This window comes from Amycolatopsis sp. WAC 01416 (assembly GCF_003947485.1).
Taxonomy (GTDB): Bacteria; Actinomycetota; Actinomycetes; order Mycobacteriales; family Pseudonocardiaceae; genus Amycolatopsis.
Window position 1 is genome coordinate 703,373 of record NZ_QHHX01000003.1, and the last position, 26,470, is coordinate 729,842.

The 26,470-nt window shown below is 72.2% G+C and carries 12 protein-coding genes; 4 read left to right on the forward strand and 8 right to left on the reverse strand.

Annotated features, from left to right (window positions below; translation table 11 throughout):
• Nucleotides 1-188: 188 nt before the first annotated feature.
• Genes DL990_RS13125 through DL990_RS13135 form a run of 3 tightly spaced genes read left to right on the forward strand, consistent with a single transcriptional unit; the run spans nucleotide 189 to nucleotide 1,436 of the window.
• Nucleotides 189-764 carry a hypothetical protein gene (locus DL990_RS13125; protein ID WP_125798811.1) on the forward strand — a complete coding sequence of 192 codons (576 nt, stop codon included), beginning with the start codon at nucleotides 189-191 and terminating at the stop codon, nucleotides 762-764.
• 5 nt (nucleotides 765-769) lie between these two features.
• Nucleotides 770-1,075 (forward strand): hypothetical protein, encoded by a 306-nt coding sequence (locus DL990_RS13130; RefSeq protein ID WP_125798812.1) that lies wholly within the window; start codon nucleotides 770-772, stop codon nucleotides 1,073-1,075.
• 55 nt (nucleotides 1,076-1,130) lie between these two features.
• On the forward strand, nucleotides 1,131-1,436 hold the full coding sequence (locus tag DL990_RS13135; protein WP_125781298.1) for a hypothetical protein: 306 nt from the start codon (nucleotides 1,131-1,133) through the stop codon (nucleotides 1,434-1,436).
• A gap of 22 nt (nucleotides 1,437-1,458) precedes the next feature.
• Here the strand turns inward: DL990_RS13135 and DL990_RS13140 are convergent, their stop codons facing one another.
• Nucleotides 1,459-3,993: a tetratricopeptide repeat protein gene (locus DL990_RS13140; protein WP_125798813.1), complete on the reverse strand. Its 2,535-nt coding sequence runs from the start codon at nucleotides 3,991-3,993 to the stop codon at nucleotides 1,459-1,461.
• 302 nt (nucleotides 3,994-4,295) lie between these two features.
• Here DL990_RS13140 and DL990_RS13145 point away from each other — a divergent pair, with 302 nt between their 5' ends.
• A complete protein-coding gene (locus DL990_RS13145) occupies nucleotides 4,296-6,782 on the forward strand; it encodes a tetratricopeptide repeat protein (protein WP_158632606.1) in 2,487 nt (828 codons plus the stop codon).
• A 91-nt stretch (nucleotides 6,783-6,873) separates the two neighbouring features.
• Here the strand turns inward: DL990_RS13145 and DL990_RS13150 are convergent, their stop codons facing one another.
• The 7 genes from DL990_RS13150 to DL990_RS13180 all read right to left on the reverse strand — a co-directional run bounded on the left by DL990_RS13150 (nucleotide 6,874) and on the right by DL990_RS13180 (nucleotide 26,420).
• A complete protein-coding gene (locus tag DL990_RS13150; protein WP_125781293.1) occupies nucleotides 6,874-7,395 on the reverse strand; it encodes a hypothetical protein in 522 nt (173 codons plus the stop codon).
• A gap of 250 nt (nucleotides 7,396-7,645) precedes the next feature.
• Entirely contained in the window at nucleotides 7,646-8,692 is a 1,047-nt protein-coding gene (locus DL990_RS13155; protein WP_125798815.1) for an ornithine cyclodeaminase family protein, read from the reverse strand.
• A complete protein-coding gene (locus DL990_RS13160; RefSeq protein WP_125781289.1) occupies nucleotides 8,689-9,612 on the reverse strand; it encodes an ornithine carbamoyltransferase in 924 nt (307 codons plus the stop codon). The genes DL990_RS13155 and DL990_RS13160 overlap by 4 nt, the downstream gene beginning before the upstream one ends.
• A 9-nt stretch (nucleotides 9,613-9,621) precedes the next feature.
• Nucleotides 9,622-10,626, reverse strand: coding sequence for a 2,3-diaminopropionate biosynthesis protein SbnA (gene sbnA / locus DL990_RS13165; RefSeq protein ID WP_233598665.1), 1,005 nt, complete (start codon nucleotides 10,624-10,626; stop codon nucleotides 9,622-9,624).
• Nucleotides 10,613-11,551, reverse strand: coding sequence for a threonine/serine dehydratase (locus DL990_RS13170; protein ID WP_125781287.1), 939 nt, complete (start codon nucleotides 11,549-11,551; stop codon nucleotides 10,613-10,615). The genes sbnA and DL990_RS13170 overlap by 14 nt, the downstream gene beginning before the upstream one ends.
• Before the next feature lie 5 nt (nucleotides 11,552-11,556).
• On the reverse strand, nucleotides 11,557-18,471 hold the full coding sequence (locus DL990_RS13175; RefSeq protein ID WP_125798816.1) for a non-ribosomal peptide synthetase/MFS transporter: 6,915 nt from the start codon (nucleotides 18,469-18,471) through the stop codon (nucleotides 11,557-11,559).
• Nucleotides 18,468-26,420: a non-ribosomal peptide synthetase gene (locus tag DL990_RS13180; protein WP_158632607.1), complete on the reverse strand. Its 7,953-nt coding sequence runs from the start codon at nucleotides 26,418-26,420 to the stop codon at nucleotides 18,468-18,470. Before DL990_RS13180 ends, DL990_RS13175 begins: the two co-directional genes overlap by 4 nt.
• Between the last annotated feature and the right edge of the window lie 50 nt (nucleotides 26,421-26,470).

Here is a 26,470-nt window from a genome sequence, read left to right on the forward strand (position 1 = left end):
CCTGCTTCGTGCACCAGATCGGAACAACGACGATGAGGGGCAAGCGAGCCGACGGCCACGCTGTCGAAGATTGCGGTCGGCACGCACCCGGCACTCCGTAGTGTCGCGCCGCGCTGTCGAACCTTCGTACGTCCGCTCATGCCGCTGGTCGCGCTCTGCCAGGCCGAGGGTCGCGTCCTGTCGTGCCGATGAGCGTGCTCTGGCCAGGCGGCGCGGTAGCATCTGGTGTGTCTCCGGTATTCGATGTCTATGTGTGGGTGGAGCCCGGCGACCGGGACGGCTCGTTGTCGCGCTTCATCGATCGCTACGTCGACGTCGAGCGGCCGGGTGACCCGAGATTCCCGGCGTTCGTTCGGACTTTTGTCTCGTATGACCCCGCTCATGGTGACGCTGACGCGCTGGCGGAGCTACGTCGGGATGACGCAGCCGAACGTGCCTTCTCTCTGTACCTACGAGCAATCGGGTATTACGGTGCCATCGTCACCGTTACGGAAGAAGGGGCCTTCGTACTCGGGCTCAGTCTCGATGGTCCCTTGAACGCGTCCGAGACGACGCGGGAGGCAGCTGATCTGATGGCCGCCCTCATGGCGGAGTTCGCTGCAACCGGCGGGATAGCCGGAGTCGAACTCGCGCCACCACAATCCGCATCCGAGTGGAGAGACGCATACGTCCTCCTGCGTACGGTGCGGGCTGGAAAGCTCGACCCGGTCTCGTACGATGCGATCATCGATGGCGCTGCCCCCATCGGGGCATCCGAGGAGTGATCACGATGTCCTGGCCGAAGAAGGACACTCGTCGAGTCTCGCTTCGCGACGGCCAGTCGTTCCTCTGGCACCTCGATGCCGACTGGGAAAGAACAACGCGCGTGATCCGCGTCAAGGAGGACGGCACCGACGGCCAGGTTCTGGTTCTCGACCCCTACCATCATGCTTTCCTGCCTACGCAGACGCAGGTCCGCCGCGCCATTCGTGACGCCTTTCGCGCCGGCTGGCGGCCCGCCACGCGATGTCCGCCACTCGAGATGGTCTTCGACGGCGAGCGCTTCGTTCCCGGGTGTCGCCACCCCGAGGGCTGAGCGGCCGGCCAGCCGTAATCGGCTTCACCGGGCGGCCCCTGATATCTTGCGGGCCATGTCGGAGTCCAACGCCACTGACCACGGCCGACAGGCCGATCCGCCGCGCCGTAGCGCCGGGCGCGTCATCCGCGGAATCATCCTGATCCTTGGCGCGGCAGCTCTGTTCGTCACAGGGATCGATGCGATCGCCGATCCAGATTCTGTCATCGCCGGTTCCTCGAACTCGGCGCGCAGCCCGGACACGGACACCGAGGCGAAGATCGGCGGCCTGCTGCTCTGCTTCTTCGGGATCACGGTGCTGGGCTTCGGGATCGGGCTGATCGTTTCGAAGGGGCCCCTTTTCGCGAAGAAGGCCGAGTGATCTTCGGATACCCGGCACAGTCCTACGATGCCTTCGTCGCGCCCGACACGAGACGCTCGTGGACCTCGAAGGCCTCCGGCACATCCATCTCGGTGTACGCGGCGTGCGCGGTCTGCCAGTGTTTCCGCGCGGTGACCGGATCACCGGCGGCGAACAGTGCGTCGCCGAGTCCACTTTGGGCTCTGGCCAGTTCGTAGCGGCTGTCCGCCGCGGTCGCCGACTCGATCGACTCCCGCAGGCAACGCACGGCGTCGGCCGCCCGCCCGGTGGCGAGCAGGGTCGCCGCCATGTCATTGCTCGCGGCCAGGAGTCCTTCCCTGCTGCCGATCTCCTTGGCCAGATCGATGGCCTGCCGGTGATGCGCCAACGCCTCGTCGAACCGTCCTGCCGCGACGAGCAGGACACCGAGATGGTTGAGCACCTTGCCCTCGTCGGCCCGGTTGTGGGTCTGCCTCGCCACGGCGAGCGCCTGTTCGTACCAGGCCCCTGCGTCGGTGTCCTTTCCCATCCGCCAGAACGTGGTGCCGAGACCGTCGAGCGTCCGGCATTCGCAGAGGTGGTCACCGCTCGCCCTGGTCACGTCGAGGGCCTGGGACAAAGCTTCGACGGCGGCGGGATAATTCCCCAGCCGCATCTCGGCGAGGCCGATATTGCACAACTGCCGTGCCCGGAACGACTCGTTGTTCCTCGCGACGGCGAACTCCATGGCCTGCCGGAAACAAGGCAACGCGGCGCGATAGTCACCGAGGCTGGTCAGCAACAGGCCTACGTTCCCCGACAGGTTGACGACGTAATCGGATTCACCGGCGGCGGAGAACTCTCTGATCGCATCCTCCAGGACGACGAGTGCCTCGGCGGTGTTCCCCCGCTGCCAATGGGTCATGGCCAGCCCGTTCAGAACGTGCCCTCGGGTGACACCGGACGCGACCCGGGCGGCGTTGCCGAACAAGGCGAGTGCGTCACTCACGTGAACACGGGCCTCGAAGTAGCTCGTCATCACGCACGCGAGCCGAGTCACGTGCTCGTCACGCCCTTCGCTCAGCGCCCAGCCGGATGCGACGACGAGGTTGACCCGCTCGGCGTCCAGCCATGCCATCGCCTCGTCCGCCCCGTCGAACCCGAGAGCCCGCGCCGCGGGGGTAGGCAGGTCCTCCCACCGTTCAGCCTCATGGGGGAAGCAGGTGACGAGCGCGGCACGGGCGGTGGCCAGCTGGAAGTCGAGCAGCCGGACCGCCGCGGCCCGGCGCACCCGGGCTTGGACGTTCTCCCGGACGCGTTTCTCGGCGAACACCCGGACCAGGTCGTGCAGTTCGAACCGGGACGCGCGGGACGTGATCATATTGGCCGCCACCAGATCGTCGAGTTGTCGACGCACGACGTCGATCTCGACGCCCGCCAACGCCGCGGCCGCGTGGTCGTCGACATCTCGACCTGGATAGGCGGCGAGCAAGCCGAGCACTACCCGGTCCGGTTCGGCCAGCTCGTCGTACGACGTGCGCAACGCGACTTCGACCCCGTCGTCCAGCCGCAGCATGGTCCGCAGATCGGCGAGGCGGTCCCGGTGGTCGGCCATCGTCCACTCGTCCGAGGCGGCCAACCGGCGGGTCACCAGTGCGAGGGCCAGCGGTAACCGGCCGACCAGTTCGATGATGTCGGCCGCTTCGCCCTGCTCCGCGTCGACGCGTTCGTCGCCGATCCCGTCGCGGAGCAACTCGACCGACTCTTCCGGCGTGAACACGTCGAGCGCCACATGCCGCGCCTCCTCCAGCCCGACGAGGCGGCGCCTGCTGGTGACCAGCACCAGGCAGGTCGGAACGGCGGGCAGCAACGGCAGTACCTGGTCGACGGACGCCGCGTTGTCCAGCAGGATCAGCGCGCGCCGTCCGTCCAGCAGCCGGCGGAACAGCGCGCTCCGGTCGGCGAGGGTGAGGCAGCCGATCTCGCTACCGGACGCCCCGAGCCGCCGCAGAAAACCTTCGAGCACCGCGGCCGGGTCCGCGGCGGGCCGATCCGCGTCGAAGCCGCGGAGATTCACCACCAGCCGCACGTCGGCGAACCGGCCCCGCTCGGCCAGCAGCCGCGCGACCTCGCTCGCGAACCGGGTCTTGCCGACCCCGGCCATTCCGGAGATCGCCCACACACCGGCGTCGTCCGGCTCGACTTCCAGCACCTGGCGCAGGTGCGCCTGCCTGCCGACGAACCCGCCGACCCCGGCGGGCAGGTGATCGGCCACGCTGATCACGGCCGCCTCGGTGGCGTGTCCGGTGATCACCCGGTGCGCCTGCCGCCATTCCGCCGCGACGTCCATGCCGAGCAGCACGGCCGCGATGTCGACGACCAGTTCGACGTCCAGTCGCTTGCGTCCCGGCAGCAGGCAGCGGTACACGGTGTTGTAGGCGGGCAGGTCGACCGTCCCCCGAGCCGTGCGCAAGCGCCGCACCCGCCGGTGCAGTTCCCGGTGGGTCAACCCCGCCCAGGCCAACGCCTGCCGCAGCCGCTGGGAGAGCTCGTCATACGACCGAGCTCCGACCGGGCTCGGCGGCTGTTCCTCCGTCACGGGAACCCCCTGGACACGTCGAACCGATCCGCCCGGCGGTGACTCCCGGACCGAATGCTGACCGACCTTAGACGAGATCCGGCGACTGGTGGGCCGAAGGGGCTCTAGCCCTGCCGAGGTACATGAAGGGGGCCTTCATGTACCTCGGTGGGGGATCAACCGCGGCGAAGTCACGTGATCGAACGGACGACACGCGTGATCCGGCGGACGACACGCGTGACTGGATGGACGACACGACCGTGGCCGGCGATTTCTCCTGTCCGGACCTTTTCGATCGGCCGAACGGACTACTCTTTTCGATCATGGATCCCGACCGGACGCCGGAGCCGATGGGCGCCGGGTCGTTCGACGAACTGGCGGCCCGGCTGAACACGCTGCGCGGCTGGAGCGGCGTGTCCTACCGGGAGCTGCACCGGCGGGTCGTGCGGGGGCGGCGGACGGCGGGGAACCCCGATCTGCCGGTGTTCAACACGGTCTACCGCTGCCTGCAGCCGGGCAGACGGCGAATGGACGCGGATCTTGTCGCGGACATCGTGCGTGCGCTCACCGCCGACGAAGCGGTGGTGGTGCGGTGGCGGCAGGTGTGCCAGGTGATCGCCGGGCTCACCGCCGACTCGTCGTGGGTGACCGTGGCGGGTGAGCTGCCCGCCGACAGCACGGAGTTCGTCGGCAGGCACGCCGAGCTGGCCGCGATCACCGAGGACGGCGAGCGGTGGTCGCCGGTGGTGGTGATCGACGGTATGGCCGGTGTCGGCAAGACCAGTCTCGCCGTCCGTGCCGCGCACCGGCTGGCGCACCGGGACGGCGCCGCGGTCCGGTTGTGGGCGGACCTGCGTGGCTACGACGCCGACCGCGCGCCCGCCGACCCACTCGCGGTGCTGGACGAGTTCCTCCGGCGGCTCGGGGTGCCGGGCGGGGAGATCCACCGCCTCGGTCCCGCGGGCAGGCTGACGACGTACCGGCAGCTGCTCGCGGACCGGCGTCCGGTCGTGGTGCTGGACAACGCGGCGGACGCCGACCAGGTGCGCCCGCTGCTGCCGGACTCGCCGGGCGGCGTCGTGCTGATCACCAGCAGACGGCGCCTGACCGGCTTGGCCGGTGCGCGGATCGTGCACCTGGAGGCGTTTCAGGGGACCGAGTCACTCGATGTGCTGCGCAGGCTGGTCGGCGCGGCCGAGATCGCCGAGGACACCGAGGCCGCTACGAGGATCGCCGAGCTGGTCGGTCATCTGCCGCTCGCGTTGACGGTGGTGGCCGGCCGCATCCGGAACCGGCGCGACTGGACGTTGCGCGACCACGCCGCCCGGCTCGCGGAACGCCGGGGCAGCCTGCGGGTCGAGGACGAGCTGGAGAACGCCATCAGCCTCTCCTATGCGGACCTGCCTGCCGAGGCCGCGCTGCTGCTGCGCCTCCTCGCGATCCATCCCGGCCGCGACGTCGACACGCGCGCGGCGGCCGCGCTCGCCGGGGTGGACCTGCGCACGGCGGAGGCACTTCTGGGTGAACTGGTCGCCGGGAGCCTGGTGCAGCGGTCCGTCCGGGATCGATTCGGCCTGCACGACGTGGTCCGCCTCTACGCGGCGGGGCTGGCGCGGGACGTGGACGCCGCCTCCGCGCGGCAGACCGCACTCGGCCGGTTGTTCGACTACTACCGGCACACCGCCTCCCGCGCCATGGACCGCTATGCCCCGCACGAACGCGACCGCCGGCCCGAAGTGTCCACTTCGGACGTTCCGCCGCCGGACTTCGGCGACGTCGCGGCGGCGACGGAGTGGCTCGATGCCGAGCGGCACAACCTGGTAGGCATCACCGCGCTGGCCGAAGAGCAGGGCAGACGCGAGGACGCGGCCACGATGTCGCCGATCCTGAACCGGTATCTGTACAACGCGCTGCACTTCGCCGACGCGGAGATCGTGCACGGCATCGCGGTCCTCGCCGCCGACCCGCTGGTCCAGGCGAGTGCGCGGATGAGCCTCGGTGCGGTCTATCTGCGTTCCAACCGCTATCAGGAGAGCATCGACCAGTTCAAGCAGGCGCTCACGCGGTACGACGCCGGTGGTGACCGGGCGAGCTGGGCGCGGGCACTGAACAACCTCGGCAACGCGTTCGACCGGCTCAGCGACTTCGCGGCGGCCGAGGACTGTTACCGGCAGGCGTTGCTCGTGCACCGGGCGACCGGCAACCGCACCAGCGAGAGCCGCGCGCTGGGCAACCTCGGGAACAGCGCGATGCGCGTCGGCGACTGGGACAAGGCGGCGACGTATCTGGACGAGGCACTGGCGATCATGCTGGAGGTCGGGGACCGGGTCGGGGAATGCCTGACCTACGGCAACCTCGGCACGGTGCACGAGCAGCAGGGGCACTTCGCCGAGGCACTCGACCACTTCCGGCGGGCGCTCGTCACCGCACGCGAGTTCGGTTACCCGTTCCCGGAGACCGAGGCGTTGCTCCACATCGGAGTGCTGCTCGCGCGGCTGGGTGAGCACGACGACGCTCTGGCGCACCTGACCGAGGCACTGGACCTCGCGCGCCGGAACAGCTTGGGCGAGTTCGAGATCAAAGCGCTCAACGGCATCGGGGTCGCACTCGGCGACCGGGGTGACGCCGACGGCTCGATCGCCAGGCACCGGGACGCGCTTGTGGTGGCCGAAAAACTGGGCGACCGCTACGAACAAGCGCGGGCGCACAAGGGGATCGAACGCGGCGCGGCCGTCACCGGCGACACCGGAACGGCCGACGATCACGGCCGGAAGGCGCGGGCCCTGCTCACCGAGATCGGCCTGCGCTAGGCCGCCGCACCACGGATCCGGGGCGCCATCGAGGGGGAGTGGCGGTGTCCCGGATCCGTGGTGTTCGCCGGTCAGGCCGGCGCGAGCCGGCTCACTTCCAGCTGTACGCGGCGCCGCCGAAGCCCGGCTGGATCTTCGCCCGCACCCTGGGGGTCGAAGCGAGGCCGAGGTAGCCGCCGCCCTTCTTAGGCGGGCCCGACCAGCGCACGACAACGGTGCCGCCGGTTCCGCAGCCTGCCGTCTTCCAGGTCTTGACGCTCTTGTTCTTCTTGGTGCTCCAGTAGTGGCCCTCCGCCTGAACACAGATCCTGCTGTTGCTGCCAGGCGGGAGCTTCCACGTGTAGCGGCGGTGCTGCGGGTTCTTCTTCGAAGCCGGGCTGATGTAGCCGCAGCCCGCCTTGTCCACCTTCCAGCCGCCGTAGCCGGCCAAACCGCCCCGCCATCCGCCGCAGTCGGCGGAAGCGTCGATGCCCTCCGTGGTCACGTCGGTCAGTGCGACCTCGGTCGTGGTGGAGTCCGCCTCTTCCTCGGCCATCGCCGGCGCGCTCTGCACGGCGAGTGCCATTCCCGCGACCAGCAGGCCGGTCGTGACCCGTGTCGTCCATTTCTTCACTGGTGATCTCTTCTCGTCGTTCGGCTCGAACGCCGCGGCGAATCGCGCCGGGCCTTCTTTCGAGTTCGATAGGGCAGCCGGCCTTCTGGGTTACTTCCGCGCCAGAAGAGCACGACCTTGCCCCGCGTGAGTGATTTTCCGTCAGCCAATCAACTGGCCACGGCAAACATTATCGGCAAGGCGCGGAGCCGCCTAGTGATCTTGTGCGGTGATCTTGATCGAGGTTGTTCGAAAACGCCGGACCGGGGCATCAGCCGAGATCGACGAGCGATCCGAAGCCCAAGTGACGGGCTTGCGAGGCGATAGCGCCGTAGAGCGCCACGTCCAGCACGCCCATGCCGAACGGGTTGAGCACGACGTGCGGCCGGGTGGTGCCACGGCTGGGGTACCGGCCGGTGAGCAGCCCGCCCAAGGTGGCGTCGATGGGTTTCGCCGTGCCGTCCGACGGGCGGGTGACCAGTCCGTCGCGCATCAGGCGGCCGAGGGGGCGGCGGGGGTTGTCCGCCACCAGGTCGAGGTCGTCCACGTACAGCGCCGCGGCGTCGAGGAACGTCTCGTCCGCGAGATCGCCCAGTGACACGTTGACCAGCAGCGCGCCGGGGCGCGCCCAGTCGGGGGTCACGTAACCCTCGTCGGCGGTGGTGGTGAAGACCGCGATCTCGCCGGCGGCGACCGCGTCGCGGGCCTTGTCGTACACGGTCACTTCGAGGCCGTCGCGGGAGAGCAGGTCCGCGAGGCGGTGTGCGACGGCCGGATCGCGGTCGTGCAGCGACACGGCGCGCAGGGAAGGCAACCTGCGGGTCAACAGCGCCGCGTGCATCCGCCCCTGCGCTCCGCACCCCACGATCGCGAGCGAACCGGCGTCGGCGAAACCCGTGACGTCGACACCGACCGCGCTCACCGCCGCCGTGCGCACGGCGCTCAGCAGGCCCGCTTCCATGATCGACGTGACCCGGGCGGTCTCGGCGTCGAAGCACAGGCCCAGCCCGCCCGCGCGCTCCAGGCCCGCCGCCGGATTGGACACGCTGGCGTTGATGATCTTCATCCCGTGGTGCGGCCCCACCGCGCCGGGCATGCCGATCGACCGGGTGTACGCGCCCTGCGAGTTCTCCCACCGCAGGTACGCCTCCGCGGGAAGCAGGCTCTCACCGCGGTCGTGGTCGGCCAGCGTCCGCCGCACGATCTCGACCGGGTCGATGGTCGCGAGGCATCGCCGGACGTCCGCGCGCGACAGCACGGTCACCCGGCCCGCGCCCGCCAGTCCCGTGTCCGCCTGGTCGTACCACTGCTCGCTCATGCCGATTCCTTGCCGCGGCACCATTCCAGTGCCGCCATCGCGCTGTACATCTTGTTCTCCGCCTGGGCGAACGCGATGCTGTCCCGGCCGTCCAGCACTTCCGCGGTGACCTCCTCGCCGCGGTGCGCGGGCAGGTCGTGCATGAACACCGCGTCCGGGCTGCCCCGCCACAACGCCCGGGTCACCTGGAACGGCGCGAAAACCTCGCGCCAGTCAGGGTCCGGTTTGGTCGTCCCCGTCGTCTCCCACCGCGTGGTGTACACGACGTCGGACACGGGCAGGTCGTCCATGTCGTGACGCTCCACAATGGACGACCGGTGGCGCGCGGCGTGTGACCGCGCACGCGCCAGCACTTCGGGATCGAGGCCGTAGCCGGGCGGGGTGCGCAGCTGCAGTTCGGTGCCGGGGAACCGGGTGAGCGCCAACGCGAGCGCGGCCGCGGAGTTGTTGCCCTCGCCGAGGTACAGCACCCGCAGCCCGTCGACGCGCCCGAACCGGCGGGCCATCGTGGTGAGATCCGCGAGCGCCTGGGTGGGGTGTTCGTCCGCGGTCATGGCGTTGACCACCGACATCCGCTTCTGGTCGGCCATGGCCCGCAGTTCCGCCGGATCGCCCGCGGTGCGCACCACGAGCGCGTCGAGCATGGTGGACAGCACCCGGCCCGTGTCCGCGATGGTCTCCCCGGTGTTGATCTGCAGATCGCCCGGCCCGTAGGAGACGATGCGCGCGCCGAGCCGCAGCGCGCCCGACGAGAACGCCGTGCGGGTGCGCGTGGAGGTCTTGCTGAAGTAGATGCCGACGACTTCACCGGACAGCGGCGCGCCCGCTTGCCGCGGGTCGCCGGCCAGGGTCGTCGCCCGCGCGACGATGGAACGCAGTTCCTCGTCGGTGAGATCGTCGAGGGAAATGAGGTGGCGCAAGGTTTCTCCTTACCGGGCGGCGGTCAACGGCCGGGTCGTGACCTCGGGAACTTCGCCGAAGTGCTCGAGCACCCAGGAATCCGAGTAGATGGTGTCGAGGTAGCGGTTGCCGTCGTCGGGGAAGACGAGCACACACCGCGAACCGGCCGGGATGCGGTGGCGCAGCTTGCCGAGCGCGGCCACGGTCGCGCCGGACGACCCGCCGGCCAGGATCGCTTCACGCGCCACCAGCAGACGGCAGGCACGTACGCATTCCAGGTCGGTCACGTGGACGATTTCGCTGATCGCACCGGCGGCCTCGACCGAGCCGACCAGGGGCGGCCGCCACCCGGCACCGTGCCCAGGGATCAGCCGATCCTCGGTCGGGGTGTGGAAGATGGCGCTGCCCGCCGCGTCGACCGCGACCAGTTTCGTGGCCAGGCCGTGGTCGCGGATGTGGTCGGCGCAGCCGCGCAGCGTGCCGCCGGTGCCGACCGAGCAGAACAGGTAGTCGACTCGCCCGTCCAGCGCGGTGACGATCTCGGCCATCGTCTGCTCGTGCGCTGCCGCGTTGAGCGGGTTCTCGTATTGGTTGGGCCAGAACGCGTCCGGCAGCTCCGCCACCAGTTCCCGCACCCGCGCGATCCGCGCACCGAGCAGGTCGCCGCCCGGCGCGGACACGACTTCCACCGCCGCGCCGTAGGCCCGCAACAGCGCGACGGACTGCGTGGTCGTACGGGTGTCGACCACGCAGATCAGCTCGAGCCCGAAGTAGGCGCACAGCTGGGCGAGGCCGACACCGAGGTTGCCGGAGGTCGACTCCACCACCACCGACCGGCCGGGTACCAGCTCCCCGGCCTGGATCTTGCCGCGCAGCATGTGCAGCGCGGTGCGGTCCTTGACACTGCCGCCCGGATTGAACTTCTCCATCTTCGCGAACACCTGGACGTCCGCGATCGGCACGACCCGCTCCAGCGCGACCAGCGGGGTGTCGCCGATCGTCGCGAGCACTCCGCTCAAGTCACCCGTGCTCAACGGACACCCGCTCTCCCCGGGCCACCGGAGCCGGTGCCGCGACATTGCCGCCGGACACGATCGCCACGGTCGTGCCCTGCCACTGCCCGGTCAGGTGGGCGGCGGTCGCCACCGCACCGCTCGGCTCGGCGAGCACACCGAACCGGCCGGACAGGTACTCCTGCGCGGCGACGATGGTGTCCTCGTCGACGGTGACGATGTCGTCCACGAGCACCCTGATGTGGCGCCACGCGAGCTCGCCGAGCACCGGTGCGCGCAGCCCGTCCGCGATCGTGCGGTAGGTCCGCTCCACCGGCCACCGCACCAGTTTCCGCAGCCGCAGCGACTCCGCCGCGTCCCCGGCCAGCGCCGGCTCGACGCCGACGACCCGGGTGCCGGGGGAGACCGCCTTCACCGCCGCGGCGACCCCGGCGAGCAGGCCGCCGTTGCACACCGGCACCAGGACGGTGCGCACCTCGGGCAGATCCGCCACGATCTCGGCGCCGACCGTGCCGTGCCCGGCGATCACGTCGAAGTCGGCGGAACCGACGACGGTGGCGCCGGTCCGCGCCGCCAGCTCGGCCGTGGCCCGCTCGCGCAGCGCGGGCGGCACGATCACGACATGCGCGCCGAGCGCGCGGACCGCGTCCACCTTCAACGCGGGCGCGGTGGCGGGCAGGACGACCGTGGCCCGCAGCCCGTGCCGTGCCGCCGCGTAGGCCACGGCCCGCCCGTGGTTGCCGGACGACTGGGCGAGGACGTGGCTCGTGGTGAGCCGGGCGACCGCGTTGAGCGCGCCGCGTACCTTGAACGAACCGGTCCGCTGCAGGTGCTCCGGCTTGAGCCACAGGTCGCCGAACGGGCCGAGCAAGGGCGTGCGGTGCACGGAGTGCCGGATCCGCTTGGCGGCGGAGTGCAGGTCTGCGGGGGTGACGAGGGAGGACATCGGCGTCACCGCGCCAGGTTCCGGTCGGCGACCGCCTGCAGGCGGCCGAGGTCGGCGTCGATCTCCGCCGGTGGCGCCGCGTCCGGCAGCAGGTCCTCGATGTCGCGCAGCGGCCGGTATCGCAGGCCGAGCACACCCCACACCACCAGCACGGCACCGGAGACCACCATCAGCGTGGCGAAGCCGCCGAGCCGGTCGGCGAGCGGTCCCGCGGTCAGGAATCCGAGGGGTTGCATGGCCGTCGCCAGCATGACGTTGATCGCCAGCACCCGGCCCTGCAGCTGCTGGCCGACCTTCGTCTGGATGATCGACAGCCAATGCGCGTTGCCGATGCTCATGCACGCCAGCCGCACGAACAGGCCTGCCGCGACCACGAACACCGACGGCCACGCCCCCATCAGCGCCACTCCGAGCCCGGAGCCGATGACGAACGCGATCATGCCGGTGGCACGGCGTGTGGTGCCGCCCCAGGTGACCACGACGAGTGCGCCGACCGCGGCGCCGATCCCGCCGACGGCACTGACCACGCCCAGTTCACCCGTCGAGCCGATCGACAGGACCAGCGGGGTGAGCCCCACCCACATCACGGCGGTGAAGTAGTTGACCACCGCGAAGTAGCCGATCATCACCAGCAGCGGTTTGCGGCGCAGCACGAACTTCCACCCACCGGTGACCGCCTTCGCGAACGGTTCGGCCCGGGTGAAGAACATCCGGTTCGGGAACCGCACCAGCACCAGGGTGAGCACCCCGATCGCGAACGTGGCGACGTCGACCACGACGACCGCGGTCAGCCCGGACAGTCCCATGAGGACACCGCCGAGGACGGGCCCGAGCACGGTGCCGAGACCGGCGCCCATGTCGGCGAGCGCGTTGGCCTGCGGCAGGTACGGCTTCGGCACCAGCTGGGCGATCGCCGCCAGGTAGGCGGGCCGGTGGAACGCCGACGCCACCGACATGACCCCGACGATCGCGCACACCGCCACGAGATCCAGCCGTCCCAAGGCGAACAGCACGGCGAGCACGGCCATCGCCGCGCCGCTCGTCAGGTCGCAGCACAGCATGATCCGCCTGCGGTCGACCCGGTCGGCGAGCGCGCCGCCGATCGGTGTCAGCAGCATGCTCGGCACGCGGGCGAGCAACATGACCAAGGCGAGGTCGACGACGCGGCCGCTGAGCTGGTAGGCCCAGACGCCGAGGGCGAACGCGCTCAGTTCGTTGCCGATCATCGACACGGCCTGGCCACCCGCCACGGTGTAGAACGCACGCAGCCCGCGCCGGGCCGCGGTCGCGGCGACCGGGACGTCGTGGACTTCGGGCGGCAGGTCTCCGGCGGCCCACCGGGACAGCCGGTCATGCAGCAGTGCGGCGACCTCGGTGGCCTGGTGGCGCAGGAAGTAGTGCCCGGCCTTGGGCAGCACGGCCAGTTCGACGCGATCGGCGAACACGCCCCACTCGCGGTACCGCTCCTGGTACAGCTCGGTCGCCGGGTCGCTCGACCCGACCACGCACAGGACCGGAGCCGTGAGGCGGGGTTTTCCACCGGCGTCCGGGTCGAGTGCGCGGCCGAACCACGCCTGTGCCTGTCCGGCGTCGTGCCGCAACGCCCGCAGCATCGCCGCGCTCGCGGCCTCGTCCATGTCGTCCAGCAGTCCGCCGGTGGCCCGCAGGGTGTCCCGGTAGAGCCGGTCCGCCACCCAGCGTTCGCGCGGGAATCGGCGTTGCAGCCAGGCAGAAAGCTTGCCCGGCAGGCGTGCGGAGGGGAAGCTGCCCGCCACGACCACTCCGGCCACGGTGCGGCCGTCGGCTTCGAGCCGGGCGGCGAGCGCGGTGGCCACCGCGGAGCCGACGCAGTGCCCGTACAGCGCGACCGGGCCGGTGACGGTCCGGGCGATCTCGTCGGCCAGCAGGTCCACGATCTCGTCGACGGTGCGGAACGCCTCGTCGGGCCGGGCCACGTCGTGACCGGGCAGTTCGACGGCGAGCAGGTCGATGTCCGGTGTGGCGGCGGCGAGTTCGGTGGCCAGTGGCTGGAACACCGCGGCCGAGCCGCCGCCGTAGGGCACGCAGACGAGCGTCACGTCCGGTGTGCCCGCGCGGGCGGGGGAGAGGCGGTGCAGCAGGCGCCCGTCGGCGGTCTCCTGACCGGCGTCGAGGTGGGCGGCCAGTTCGCGGACGGTCGGGTGCAGGAACAGGTCGATGACCCGAAGCCGCTCGTCGATCAGCCGGACCGCGCGGACCGCGGTGAACGAATGGCCGCCGAGGGCGAAGAAGTCGTCGTCCGCGTGGACTTCGGGCACATCGAGCACCTGTGCCCACACCTGGGCGACGCGGTGCTCGGTCGGCGTTTCCGGCGCACGTGAACCCTTCACCGGCACGGGAATGGGCTCGGTGACCGGGCGGGACCCGGAGCGGGCCGGCCCCACCGCGGCGACCGGCTGGTCCACATCGGACAGTAAACCGGTCAGGAGTGCCTGGAAGTCGGCGACGATCCCGTCGGCGGTGCCGGCATCGAACAGGTCGGCCCGGTAGGCGAGGCCGCCGAGGTAGGTGTCGCCGTCGTTGACCAGCACCATGCTGAGGTCGAACTTCACCTGCTCGCCCGCGTCGCGGACGGCCGTCACCTCGACGCCCGGGATGGCCGGCGGCGTCGCCGGCTGGTCGAGGACGTTCAGCAATACCTGGAAGATCGGCGTCGCGCCCACGGACCGCTCCGGCCGCAGCCGCTCGATGATCCCTTCGAGGGGAGTCTCGGCGTGCGCGAACGCGCCGAGCACGGTCTCGCGGGACCGGCCGAGCAACTCCCGCACGGTCGGGTCGCCGCCGAGGTCGGTGCGCAACACGAGCGTGTTCACGAAACAGCCCACCGTCGACTCGGCGTCCGGGTGGTGCCGCCCGGATTCCGGCACGCCGACCGCGACGTCGTCGGTCCCGGCGCGGCGGCCGAGCAATTCCTGCCAGCAGGCCAGCAGCACCATGAACGGCGTCACGCCCGCCTCGGCCGCGACCTGCCGGACGCGTGCGGTGAGCGCGGCGGGGAGGGCGAACCGGACGTGCCCGCCGGACCAGTCGGCCACCGCCGGGCGGGGCCGGTCGGTCGGCAACGTGAGCAGCGGCGGCAGCCCGGACAGGCGGTCGCACCACCAGTCCAGGTCCTCGTCGCGCCCGCGGGCGGCCAGCCAGGCGGCGTAGTCCGCGTACTGGACGGGCAGGGCCGCGGCCGGTGCCGATCCCGCGAGCCGCGCGGCGTACGCGTCGGCGAGGTCCGCGCCGATGACGCCGCGCGACCAGTTGTCGGTCGCGATGTGGTGCACGGTGAGCGCGAGCACGTGCTCACCGGCGGCGATCCGGAACAGCGAGGCCCGCAGCGGCGGCTCCCGGTCGAGCGCGAACGGCCGCGCCAGCTCCGCCCGGCACGCCGCGTCCACCCGGTCGGCGGCCATGTCCACAATGGACACCGGAACGCGGTCGGCGGGAACCGGAACGGCCACCGGGGTACCGTCCCGCTCCTCGATGACGCTGCGCAGGACGGTGTGCCGAGCGGCGACGTCCCGCACCGCGAGCGCCATCGCCGCCGCGTCCAGCGGTCCACGCAGCCGCAGCACGAGATCGGCGTGATAGGCCGACCCCGGACCGAGCAGTTCGAGAAACCACAGCCGCGCCTGCGCGGACGACAACGGCGCGGGCGCTTCGGGGTCCGGCCGCACGGGGATGGGCGCGCCGCCGAACACCCCGCCCGGGTCGGCGGACAGTACGGCGGCGAGATCGGCCAGCACCGGATGCTCGAACACCGTGCGCACGGCGACGTCGCGGCGCAGCGTCTCGCCCAGCCGCCCCGCCACGCGCACCGCGGCGAAGGAATGACCGCCCACGGCGAAGAAGTCGTCGTCAGCGGAGATGTCGGCGTTCCCGAGCACATCGCCCCAGACCCGCGCCACGAGCCGCTCGGCCGGGGTCGCCACCGGCCTCCGCGCGGCGGGCTCCCGCTCGGCGACGTCCGGCAGCGCGGCCCGGTCGATCTTGCCGTTCGCGTTGAGAGGCAAGCGATCCAGCACGGTCAACGAGGCGGGCACCATGTAGTCCGGGAGGCGCTCTCGCAGCGTCCGGCGCACGGTCGCCACATCGAGCCCCGGTCCGACCAGCCAGGCGGCGAGCCTGCGGTCCAGGCCGGTGCCGACCGGCAGCACCACGGCCTCGGCCACCCCGTCGACGTCGCGGAGGGCGGCGGTGACCTCGCCCAGTTCCACCCGGTGGCCGCGCACCTTGACCTGGTCGTCGGCTCGGCCGAGGAACTGCACGGCGCCGTCGGCCCGCACCCGTAACAGATCGCCGCTGCGGAAGCACCGCACGCCGGTGCCCAGCGGGTCGGGCACGAACCGGGCCGCGGTCTGCGTGTCGTCGCCGAGATAGCCGCGGGTGATCTGCGGCCCGCCGATCACCAGTTCACCGGTCATGCCTTCGGGGACGACCGCGCCGCGCGCGTCGGCGAGATGACCGACGACCCCGGGCAGCGGCGTGCCGAGCGGCACGTATCCGGTGCGTTCGTGCGGCGGGACGGCCGCCACGTCGCACGTCATCGAGATCATCGTGCTCTCGGTGTGCCCGTAATGGCTCTGCACCCGAAGGCCGGGACGGGCCGCCTCGACCCGCTCGACGAGCGACCACGGGCACGCCTCACCGGCGAGGATCAGCAGCCGCCTCGGCAGCACGGTGGCCAGATCCCCGTGCCGGGCAAGGAGTTCCAGGTGACTGGGCACGCACTTGAGCACGTCGACCGGGTGCTCGGCCAGGTACCCGGCGAAGGACTCCGGGTCCATCGCGGTGTCCCGCTCGACCAGGTGGACGGTGCCGCCGGTGGTCAGCGCGCCGTACACGCAGGTGAGGCCGAAGTCGGCCGCCGGGGTGGAGACGACCGCGAACGACGCGCCCGCCACGTCGCCGAGCCGGGGCAGCATGCCCGACAGGTAGTGCGCGACGTTGCGGTGCTCGACCGCGACTCCCTTCGGCGCACCGGTCGAACCGGACGTGAAGATCACGTGGATCAGGTCGTGGCCCGCGACCGGGACGTCCGGCCGGGTGCCTGGCCGGGCAGCGACCGCGTCGTCGACCGTCAGGACGGTGACGCCGGGAACGGTGATGTCGAGGCCGGGTTCGGCGAGCAGGATCCGCGCGCCCGCGGTGGCGAGGATGGCGGCCACCCGCGCCTGCGGGTAGGTGGTGTCCATCGGCAGGTACGCGCCGCCGGACTTCATGATGCCCAGTACCGCGCACGCCACGTCCGTGCCCTGTTCGAGCAGCAGTCCGACCGGCTCGTCGGCGCGCACGCCGAGCGCCCGCAGCCGGTGCGCGATCCGGTTGGCGCGTTCGTCGAGCTGCCGGTAGGTGAGCGTGCCGGTCGCGCCGACCACGGCGACCCGGTCCGGGCAGCGGTCGACGGTGTCTTCGATCAGCATGTGCACCGGGCGGAGCTCCGTCCGCTCCGGGGCCGGTCCCGCCAGCACCGGGGCGGTGACGACTTCGATCGGCACCTCGGACACCGGCCGGTCGAGGTCCGCGGTGATCCCGTCGACGAGCGTGACGAACCAGCGGGCGATCCGGTCCGCGGTGCCCCGGTCGAACAGGTCGGTGCGGTAGGCGAGCCCGCCCGAATAGCCGTCGCCGGACCGGGACAGCGCGAGGTTCAGGTCGAACTTGACGCCGCGCACCGGCGGTTCGGTGACGCGGGTCGCCAGTCCGGGCAGTTCGGGTGCCCGCGACGGTTCGTCGAGCACGTTGAGCATGACCTGGAAGACCGGCGACGCGTCGAGCCCGCGTCGGGGCGCGACCCGCTCCACGATCCGCTCGAACGGCACGTCCGTATGCGCGAACGCGTCGAGCACCGTGTCCCGGGCGGCTGCCAGCAGCTCGCGGCCGGTGGCCGCCCCGGCCAGGTCGGTGCGCAGCACCAGCGTGTCGACGAAGCAGCCGACGACCCGTTCGGCGTCCGGGTGGCGCCGTCCGGACTCCGGCACACCCACCGGCACGTCGGTCGTCCCGGCCAGCCTGGAGAGCAGGGTCTGCCAGCACGCCAGGAACACCATGAACGGGGTGGCACCGGTGGTGCGGCCGATCTCCCGAAGCCGCGCGGTGAGCGCGGCGGGCACCTCGACACGGACCTCAGCGCCCTCGTCCCCGGCCACGGCCGGACGAGGCCGGTCGGTCGGCAGCTCCAGCACCGGTGGGAGCCCGGCGAGCCGTTCGTGCCACCAATCCAGGTCGGCCTCGGCGGTGTCCGGCGTGGAACCGTTCCACGCCACCAGGTCCGCGTACTGAAGAGCCGGTGGCGGCGGCACGTCGCGGACGCCGAGGCGGGCCGCGTAACAGGCGGCGAGGTCGTCGAGCACGACGGCGACCGACGGGGCGTCCATCGCGATGTGGTGGAACGTCAAGGACAGCACCCGCCGCTCGGCGGTGACCCGGAACACCACGGCCCGCATCGGTGGCCCGTCCTCGAGCGCGAACGGACGGATGGCCTCGGCGGCCACCGCGGCGTCCAGCTCCTCCGCCGTGACGTCCACAGTGGACACCGGGACGGCGAGCCCGGCGCACCGCATCGGCTCGCCGTCGATCTCCCGGTACACGCCGCGGAGCACGTCGTGGCGGTCGGCGACGTCACGGACCGCGGCGAGCAGCGCGGATTCGTCGGCCGGGCCCGTCAGTTCGAGCACGAGCGGCAGGTTGTAGGCGTGGCCGCCGGGTTCGAAGCGGGCCAGGAACCACAGCCTGGCCTGCGCGGGCGACAGCGGCACCGGCGACCCGTCACGGGGGAGCCGGGGGATGACGGGCTCCGCGGTGGGGGCGCCGCCACGCAGTGCGGCGGTGGCGCGGTCGGCGAGCAATTCGCGCAGGCGTCGCTGCGCGGGAGTGACCAGTGAATCCGTCATGCCGTGCTCCCTGCCGGGACATCGGCGCTGCCGTCCGCCAGCGCGGTCATCGCGATCCGTTCCAGTTCCTCGGCGAACTCCCGCAGCACCGGCCGGTCGAACAGGCACCGCACCGGGACGGGGAAACCGAGCGCCTCGCCGAGGCGGCCGACGACCTTGGTCGCGGCGAGCGAATGTCCGCCAAGACCGAAGAAGTCGTCCAGCGCGCCGACCCGGTCCCGGCCGAGAACGTCGGCCCAGGTCATCGCGATGAGTTCCTCGACCGCCGACGCGGGCGGGCTGTTCGGCCTCGACGACGCCGAGGGTGCGGGCAGTGCGGCGCGGTCCACCTTGCCGGTCGCGGTGACCGGGAACGCGTCGAGCGAAACCCACCGGTGCGGCACCGCGTAGTCGGGCAATCGGCCGCGCAGCAAGGCCGCCACCGTCTCGGTGTCCACAGTGGACGGGGTGAGGTAGCCGACGAGATGCGGTTCGCCTTCCCCGGCGCGCACGACGACCACCGCGTCGGTCACTCCGGGGACCGTGCGCAGCACGTGTTCCACCTCGCCGAGTTCCACCCGGTTGCCGCGGATCTTCACCTGGTGGTCGGCGCGGCCGTGGAACTCCAGCACGCCGTCGGCGCGCCAGCGGACCAGGTCGCCGGTGCGGTAGGAACGGGCCCCGTGCACCGGGTCGATGCCGAAGGCGGCCGCGGTCAGCTCGGGGCGGTCCCGGTAGCCCGGTGTCACGCCGGCGCCGCCGATGCGCAACTCGCCGACCGCGCCGGGAAGCGCGGCCTGGCCGAACGGGTCGGCCACCGTGAGCAGCGTGCCGCCGATCGGTCCGCCGATCGGGATCGGCCGGTCGGCGGCCAGGTCTGCGGTGGTCACGAGATGGGTGGTCGCGGTGATGGTGGTCTCCGTGGGGCCGTAGCAGTTGCGCAGGCTCGCGACCCGGGCGGTGAGCTGCCGCGCCAGTGCGGCGTCGAGGGCTTCACCGCCGGAGAACACGTGCAGTCCCGGCAGATCGGGAAGTCCGGCGGCGATGAGCATCCGCAAGGTGGTCGGTGTCGGGTTGAACCGGGTCGCGCCGGTCGCGACGAGCCGCTGCACCAGGGCGTGACCGTCGACGGCGCAGTCCCGGTCGGCGATCGCGCAGTGCGCGCCCGCGGTCAGCGTCGTCCAGATCTCGCCGGTGGCCGTGTCGAACACGAGCGGCGCCACCGCGAGCCACGTGTCGGCAGCCCGCACGTCGGTGACTTCGCGGAAGGCGTGGACCAGCGCGGCGAGGTTCCCGTGCGTGACCGCGACGCCCTTCGGCTTGCCGGTCGAGCCGGATGTGTAGAGGACGTAGGCGAGATCGTCCTGGCTTGGCTCACGCAGCGCGCGGGTGTCCGTGCCGGGGGCGTCGAGGTCCACGACGGTCAGGTGCGGCAGCGCGGCGCCCGCGCCGTCCAGCGCGTGGCCGCGGGCGGCGACGACCCGGACCCCGGCGTCGGCGGCGAGCGCCGCGATCCGGTCGGCGGGATGGCCGGGATCCAGCGGCAGGTACGCGCCACCCGCCCGCCACACCGCGAGCAGCCCGGCGGGCAGGTATTCGTCGCGGGGCAGGCAAACGCCGACCACATCACCGGTGGTGACATCCGCGGCGAGCAGACCGCGGGCGCCCTGTGCCGACCAGGTGGCCAGTTCCGCATAGGACAGTCGCCCGGCAGGCGACGACGTCGCCACCGCGTCCGGCCGTTGCGCGAGCACATCGGTGACCACGGTTCGCGTGGCGGGCAACGGTTTTCCGGTGCCCCAGGCGAGCAGCGCGGCACGGTCCGCGTCGTCCAGGATGTCCAGTGTGGACAGTGTGGCGCCCGGATCGGCGGTGAGCCGGTCCAGGAGGGTGCCGTACCAGCGGGCCCAGCGTTCGATCGTGGTCCGGTCGAACAGGTCGCTGCGGAACACGAGCCTGCCTGTGTAGCCGTCCCCGGTGCCGGCGAGGTCCAGGTTCAGGTCGTACAGCGCGGTGGCGACCGGTTGCGGCAGCACCGTCACGGCCAGGTCGCCGAGCGCCGCGGTCGCCTGCTCGTCGAGGACGTTCATCATCACCTGGCACACCGGGGTGCTCGCCGCGTCCCGCTCCGGTGCGAGCCGCCGCACGACCTCGTCGAACGGCACGTCGGCGTGCGCGAACGCGTCGAGTACCGCGTCGCGCGCCCTGGCCACGAGGTCGAGGCCCGACCGGACGCCGGCCCCGAGGTCGGCACGGACGGCCACGGTGTTGACGAAGAAGCCGACCATCCCGGCCAGTTCGGCGGAGCGGCGACCACTGTGCGGCACCGCGACCGCGAGGTCCCGTACCCCGGCCAGCCGTGCGAGCAGCAGCTGCCAGGTCGCGAGCAGGATCGTGAACGGCGTGGTCCCGGCGTCGTTCGCCAGTGCGCGGATCCGGTCCGCGATCGCCGATGGCAGTCGCACCGGGACCTCGTCCGCGGTCCAGTCGGCGATGGCGGGGCGGGGCCGGTCGGCAGGCAGCCGCAGCGCGGGCAGGTCCGCGAGCCGCCGTTCCCACCAGTCGAGCCCCTCGGATCGGTCCCGTTCGCGTTCCCACGTGGCGTGGTCGGCGTACTGGAGTGCCGGTGGTGTCGGCCAGTCGTCGGGTTCGGTGCGGTAGAACCAGTCCACTTCGGACAACAGGAGCCGTTGGGAGACCGCGTCGGTGGCGATGTGGTGGCAGGTGACGGTCAGCACGTGGTGGTCCGGTGCGAGCCGGAACAGGACCACGCGCAGCGGTGGCGCGGCGTCCAGCGTGAACGGCCGCCGGATCTCGGCCGCCACCGCCGCGTCCGTCTCCGGCTCTCCGATGTCTACAGTGGACACCGGAACGGTATCGACCGGGCCGAGGAGCGCGACCGGCTCCCCGTCGATCTCGGTGAACCGGCTGCGCAGCACGTGGTGGCGCGCCGTGAGCGCACGGACCGCGCGGTACAGCCGCGACTCGTCCAGTGCGCCATGGATCCGCAGCACGGTGGGGGAGTTGTAGGCGGCGCTGCCCGGGTCGAGCTTCGCCGCGAACCACAGCATGCGCTGCGCCGGCGACAACGGTGCGGGCGCGGCCGGGTCCGCGCGGGCGACGAGCGGGCGTTCGTCGAAGGTGACTTCCTTCTCGAGCCGTGCGGTGAAGTCGGTGAGCACCGGGTGGTCGAACACCATGCGGACGGTGATCCGGCGTCTCAGCCGGGTGTGCAGGAGACCGACCACCCGGGTCGCCGCCAGCGATCGGCCGCCGAGCGCGAAGAAGTCGCTGTCCGGGCCGATCGCCTCGTCGAGTTCGAGGCATTCGCGCCACACCTGCGCGACCACCGCCTCGGCATCGGACAACGGCGCGGCCGCGGCCGGTGGGGCGACGGGCACCGGCGGTAGCGCGCGCCGGTCGAGCTTTCCGTTGGGCAGCAAGGGGAGCGCGTCCAGGGTGCACCACGAACTCGGCACCATGTAGACGGGTAGCAGCCGCCGCAGCTGTCGCTCGACGGCCGCCGCGTCGACGGTCGCGGGGGTGAGGTAGCCGATCACGTGCGCGTCCACGCCGTCCGCGGCCACCGCCACCGCCGCGTCGTCCACATCGGACAGTCCGCGCAGCACCGACTCGATCTCGCCGAGCTCGAACCGGTTGCCGCGCACCTTCACCTGATCGTCGGCGCGGCCGAGGAATTCCAGCGTCGCGTCTGGCCGCCACCGGACCAGGTCACCGGTGCGGTAGCAGCGCTCGCTCGGCCGCACCGGGTCGGCGACGAACGCGGACGCGGTCAGCTCGGGCCGTTCCCGGTAGCCGGTCGCGACACCGGCGCCACCGATCCACAGCTCACCGATCGCGCCGGGCGGCGCGAGCCTGCCCGCCTCGTCCATGACGTACAGCCGGGCTCCTGGCGTCGGCGAACCGATCGGGACCCGGTCCCGGTCGTGGCCGGTGACCCGGTGCGCGGTCGCCGCGACCGTGGTCTCCGTCGGGCCGTAGCCGTTCCACAGCTCGCCGACCAGCGGCAGGGCCCGCGCGGCGAGGTCGGGGTCGAGCACCTCGCCGCCGAGCAGCAGCCGCAGCCCGGGGTCACCCGGCCAGCCCGCGGCGAGCAGCATCCGCAGGCTCGTGGGGGTCAGGTCGACGACCGTGACGCCGCTCTCGGCGATCCGCCGCGCGAGCCGGTGACCATCGACGGCGGTGTCGCGGTCGGCGACGACGCAGCGCGCGCCGGTGGTGAGCGGCCACCACAGTTCCTCGGCGGACACGTCGAAGGCGAGCGGTGCGAGCGCGAGCATCGCGTCGTCCCGCGTCATGCCGGGGCGGAGTCCGCGGGACCGGACGAACGCGTGCAGGTTCGCGTGGCTGATCTCGACACCCTTGGGCCGCCCCGTCGACCCCGAGGTGTACAGCACGTAGGCGAGCGCGTCGCCGTCCGGCAGCACCGGCTCGAAGGGTGCTCCGTCGGTTCGGTCGGCATCGACCACGCGCAGGTCCTGTACGGCGTCGGCGACCTCTGACGCCATCGGCTGGACGCTGCCCCGCGTGAGCACGACGCGCAGCCCCGCCTCACTCGCGAGCTGGGCCAGTCTGGCGACGGGTTGCTCGGTGTCGAGTGGCAGATATCCCGCACCCGCCCGCCACACGGCGAGCAACGCGGCGGGCAGGAACTCGTCGCGCGGCAGGCACACTCCGACCGTGTCCCCGGCCGCCACCCCGGACGCGGCGAGTACGCGCGCGATCCGATCGGCGTGGCCCACCAGTTCCGCGTACGTCAGCTGCCCACCCGCAGCCGACACCGCGACCGCGTCCGGTGTCCTCGAAGCGTTGCGCCACACCGCTTCCGGCACGCCACCCGCGTCGTCGGCGGGCAGGGCGGGGCCGGTTCCCCACGTCGTCAGCTCGGCGAGTTCCCCGTCCGCCGCCGGTGCCGTCGCGGACAGGGCGATGTCCGGTGCGGACACCGCGGCGTGCAGAAGGTGCAGCAGGGAACGGGTGAACCAGCGGGCGCGCGCGGGGGCGAGCCACGACGGGTCGTGCTCGACGATCAGCTCGGCGCCACCGGCGTGGGCGTTCACGAACACCGTCAGCGGAGTGTGGCTACCGCCGGTCGGCAGCTCGCCGAGCAGGTCCAGTCGCGTGTCCGGCCCGTGCGCCGACAGCGGGATGCCGTCCGGCTGCACCGCGATCGACACCGGCGTGAGCGGTACCCCGGCGGGCCGGTCGCCGCCCCACGACTCGGCGAGTTCACCGCTGGGCAGGCCCCGATGGTCGATGGCGTGCGCCGCCGTGGTCATGGCCGCGCGCAGCAGGTCGCGGAACGACGTGTCCGCCTCGAGCCGTAACCGGACCGGCAGGACGTCGACCAGCGGCCCGACGGTGTGTTCGAGCTCGGGCAGGTCCCGGTGCGCGGCCGCCATTCCCAGCAGCACGTCCTTGCCCCGCACCAGTTCGCCGACCAGCACCCCCACCGCCGACAGGTACACCGCGAACGGTGTCACCCCGGTCGATTCGGCGAGCGCACGCACGGCCGACCCCAGCGACTCGGGCAGTGGCGTGCTGATCCGCTCCCCTTCGAAACGCCGCCCACCGTGCACGACGCGGTCGAACAGGGCGTCCGGCGGGATCGCTCCCGCCAGCTCTCCCGACCAGTACGCCGCCAGCCGGTCTCGTTCACCGGGCACCTCGGCGAGCGCGCGTTCCCGCAACGCCACCGCACCGACCTGCGCGAAGGGGGCCGCGGGCGCACCGGCCAGTTCCGCCATGAGCACGCCGATGGACGCGCCGTCGGTGGCGATGTGGTCGGACACGACGACCAGGTCGGCCACGTCGTCGGCGAAGCGGAGCAGCGTGATCCGCAGGAGCGGCGTGTCCTGGGTGAGGTCGAACGCGTGCCGGGCGGCGGCCGCGGCCAGTTCCCCGGCACGGCGGTCCGCGTCGGCGAGCCCACGCAGGTCGTGCACGTCGATCGGGACCCGCACCGGCGGGCCCACCACCATGACCGGTTCGCCGTCGTGGTCACCGATCGTGCCGCGCAGCACCTCGTGCCGCGCCACGACCCCGTCCGCGGCGGCCCGCAGTGCGGGCACCGAAACCCGGCCGCGCAGCCGCAGCCGCCACGCGACCGTCGTCGCGGTGCCGGTCGAGCCGAGCTGGGCGAGCGTCCACAGATCTCGTTGCGTGCTGGTCAGCGGGTAGACCTCCCGGCCCGGATGTGCCTCCAGCGCCACCGAGGGCGCCGCGGCCGGGGCGTCGGCAAGCCGCCGGGCGACCGCCGCCACCGTGCCGTCGGAGAGGAATTCCGCCAGCGTCACCACCCGGCCGGTGCTCTCCCGTAGCCGCGTGACCGCGCGCGCCGCGGCGAGGGAGTGCCCGCCCGACTCGGAGAACCGGTCGTGCACGCCGATTCCCGGCAGCCCGAACGCGGCCGCGACCACCTCGGCGACCAGCCGCTCGGTCTCGGTGCGCGGGGCGGCGTACTCGGTGTCGCCGCGGTCGAACACCCACGCCGCCAGCGCGGTCCGGTCCGCCTTCCCGGTCGTGCCGAGCGGGATCGCGTCGAGCACGGCGATCCGTGACGGCACCAGGTGCGCGGGCAGCCGAGATCGCAGCCAGCGCAGCAGTTCCGGCTCGGACAGCTCGTCACCGGCCGGTTCGACGAACCCGACGAGCCTGCGCTCCCCGTGTTCGTCGGCAGGCGCGAGCACCACGGCGTTGCCGACGGCCGGATGGGTGAGGAGCGCCGCTTGGACCTGTCCCGGCTCGATCCGGAAGCCGCGCACCTTCACCTGGTCGTCGGCGCGGCCGACGAAGTGGTGCACGCCGTCGCGGCACCGAACCAGGTCACCGGTGCGGTAGTGCCGGACGCCGCGGGAGTCGACCACGAACTTCTCGGCGGTCAGCTCCGGCTGCCCCAGGTACCCGCGGGTCACGAGCGCTCCGCTGACCCACAGCTCACCGACCTCGTCGTCGCCGAGCGCGCGACCGTCGGTGTCCCGCACCGAGAACGCGGCGCCGGGCAGCGGTGTGCCGATCGGCGGGTCGTCCCGCTCGTCCCGGCCGACCTCGTGGCACGAGCAGTTCACCGTCGCCTCGGTCGGGCCGTAGCAGTTCACGATCCGCCGCACGCCCTTGTTGGCGTAAAGGCGGTCGACGAGCGACCGGTGCAGTGCCTCGCCCGCGATCGCGACGGTCCGCACCGAACGCGGCAGCGGTGTGCGCGCCAGCACCGCCAGCACGGACGGCACGCCCTGTACGAACGTCACCTCGTCCCGCGCGGCCAGCCCGGGCAGCGCGAGCAGGTTCTCGGCGAGCACCAGGCTCCCGCCGGTCACCAGCGGCGGGAAGACCTCGGCGACGGACGCGTCGAAGCAGACCGACGCGGCGCCGAGTACGCCACGCAGTTCGTCGTCGCTGTAGGTCGCGGCCGCCCAGGCCAGCAACGCGAGCACGTTGCGATGCTCGACCTGGACACCCTTCGGCCTGCCGGTGGAACCGGACGTGTAGATCACGTACGCGAGGTCCGCGCCGGAACCGGGGATACCGGGGGAGGTCGTGGGTGATGCGGCGACGTCTGCGACGGCCAGCACCGGCACGTCGGCGTCCGCGAGCGCGGCCGGACCCGGTTCGTCCGCCACCACCAGCGACAGCCCGGAATCCGCGACGACCGACGCGCCGTGCGCCGGGGGAGCGGACGGGTCCAGCGGGACGTATGCACACCCCGCCTTCAGCACCCCCAGCAGCGCGGGCACCAGCCACCGCCCGCGGCGCAGGCACACACCGACCAGGTCGCCGCGTGCCACCCCGCGGCGGAGCAGGGCGTGCGCGACCGTGTTCGCGGCTTCGTCCAGCCGGGCGTAGCTCAGCCGCTCGTCACCCGCGACGAGCGCACAGCGGTGGGGTGTCCTTCTCGCCTGCTCCTCGAACGCCTCGTGTACCCGGTCGAACACACCCAGATCTACCCGCAACCCGCTGAACCCCCTCATGACCCGGCCGGACTTCGCCGGCCTCGGCAGAT

What these genes read in the sequence shown, in the direction of transcription:
- DL990_RS13175 (WP_125798816.1), bottom strand. Translation starts at nt 18,471, where the DNA reads ATGACGGATTCACTGGTCACTCCCGCGCAGCGACGCCTGCGCGAATTG.
- DL990_RS13155 (WP_125798815.1), bottom strand. Translation starts at nt 8,692, where the DNA reads ATGAGCGAGCAGTGGTACGACCAGGCGGACACGGGACTGGCGGGCGCG.
- DL990_RS13125 (WP_125798811.1), top strand. Translation starts at nt 189, where the DNA reads ATGAGCGTGCTCTGGCCAGGCGGCGCGGTAGCATCTGGTGTGTCTCCG.
- DL990_RS13145 (WP_158632606.1), top strand. Translation starts at nt 4,296, where the DNA reads ATGGATCCCGACCGGACGCCGGAGCCGATGGGCGCCGGGTCGTTCGAC.
- DL990_RS13170 (WP_125781287.1), bottom strand. Translation starts at nt 11,551, where the DNA reads ATGTCCTCCCTCGTCACCCCCGCAGACCTGCACTCCGCCGCCAAGCGG.
- DL990_RS13130 (WP_125798812.1), top strand. Translation starts at nt 770, where the DNA reads ATGTCCTGGCCGAAGAAGGACACTCGTCGAGTCTCGCTTCGCGACGGC.
- DL990_RS13135 (WP_125781298.1), top strand. Translation starts at nt 1,131, where the DNA reads ATGTCGGAGTCCAACGCCACTGACCACGGCCGACAGGCCGATCCGCCG.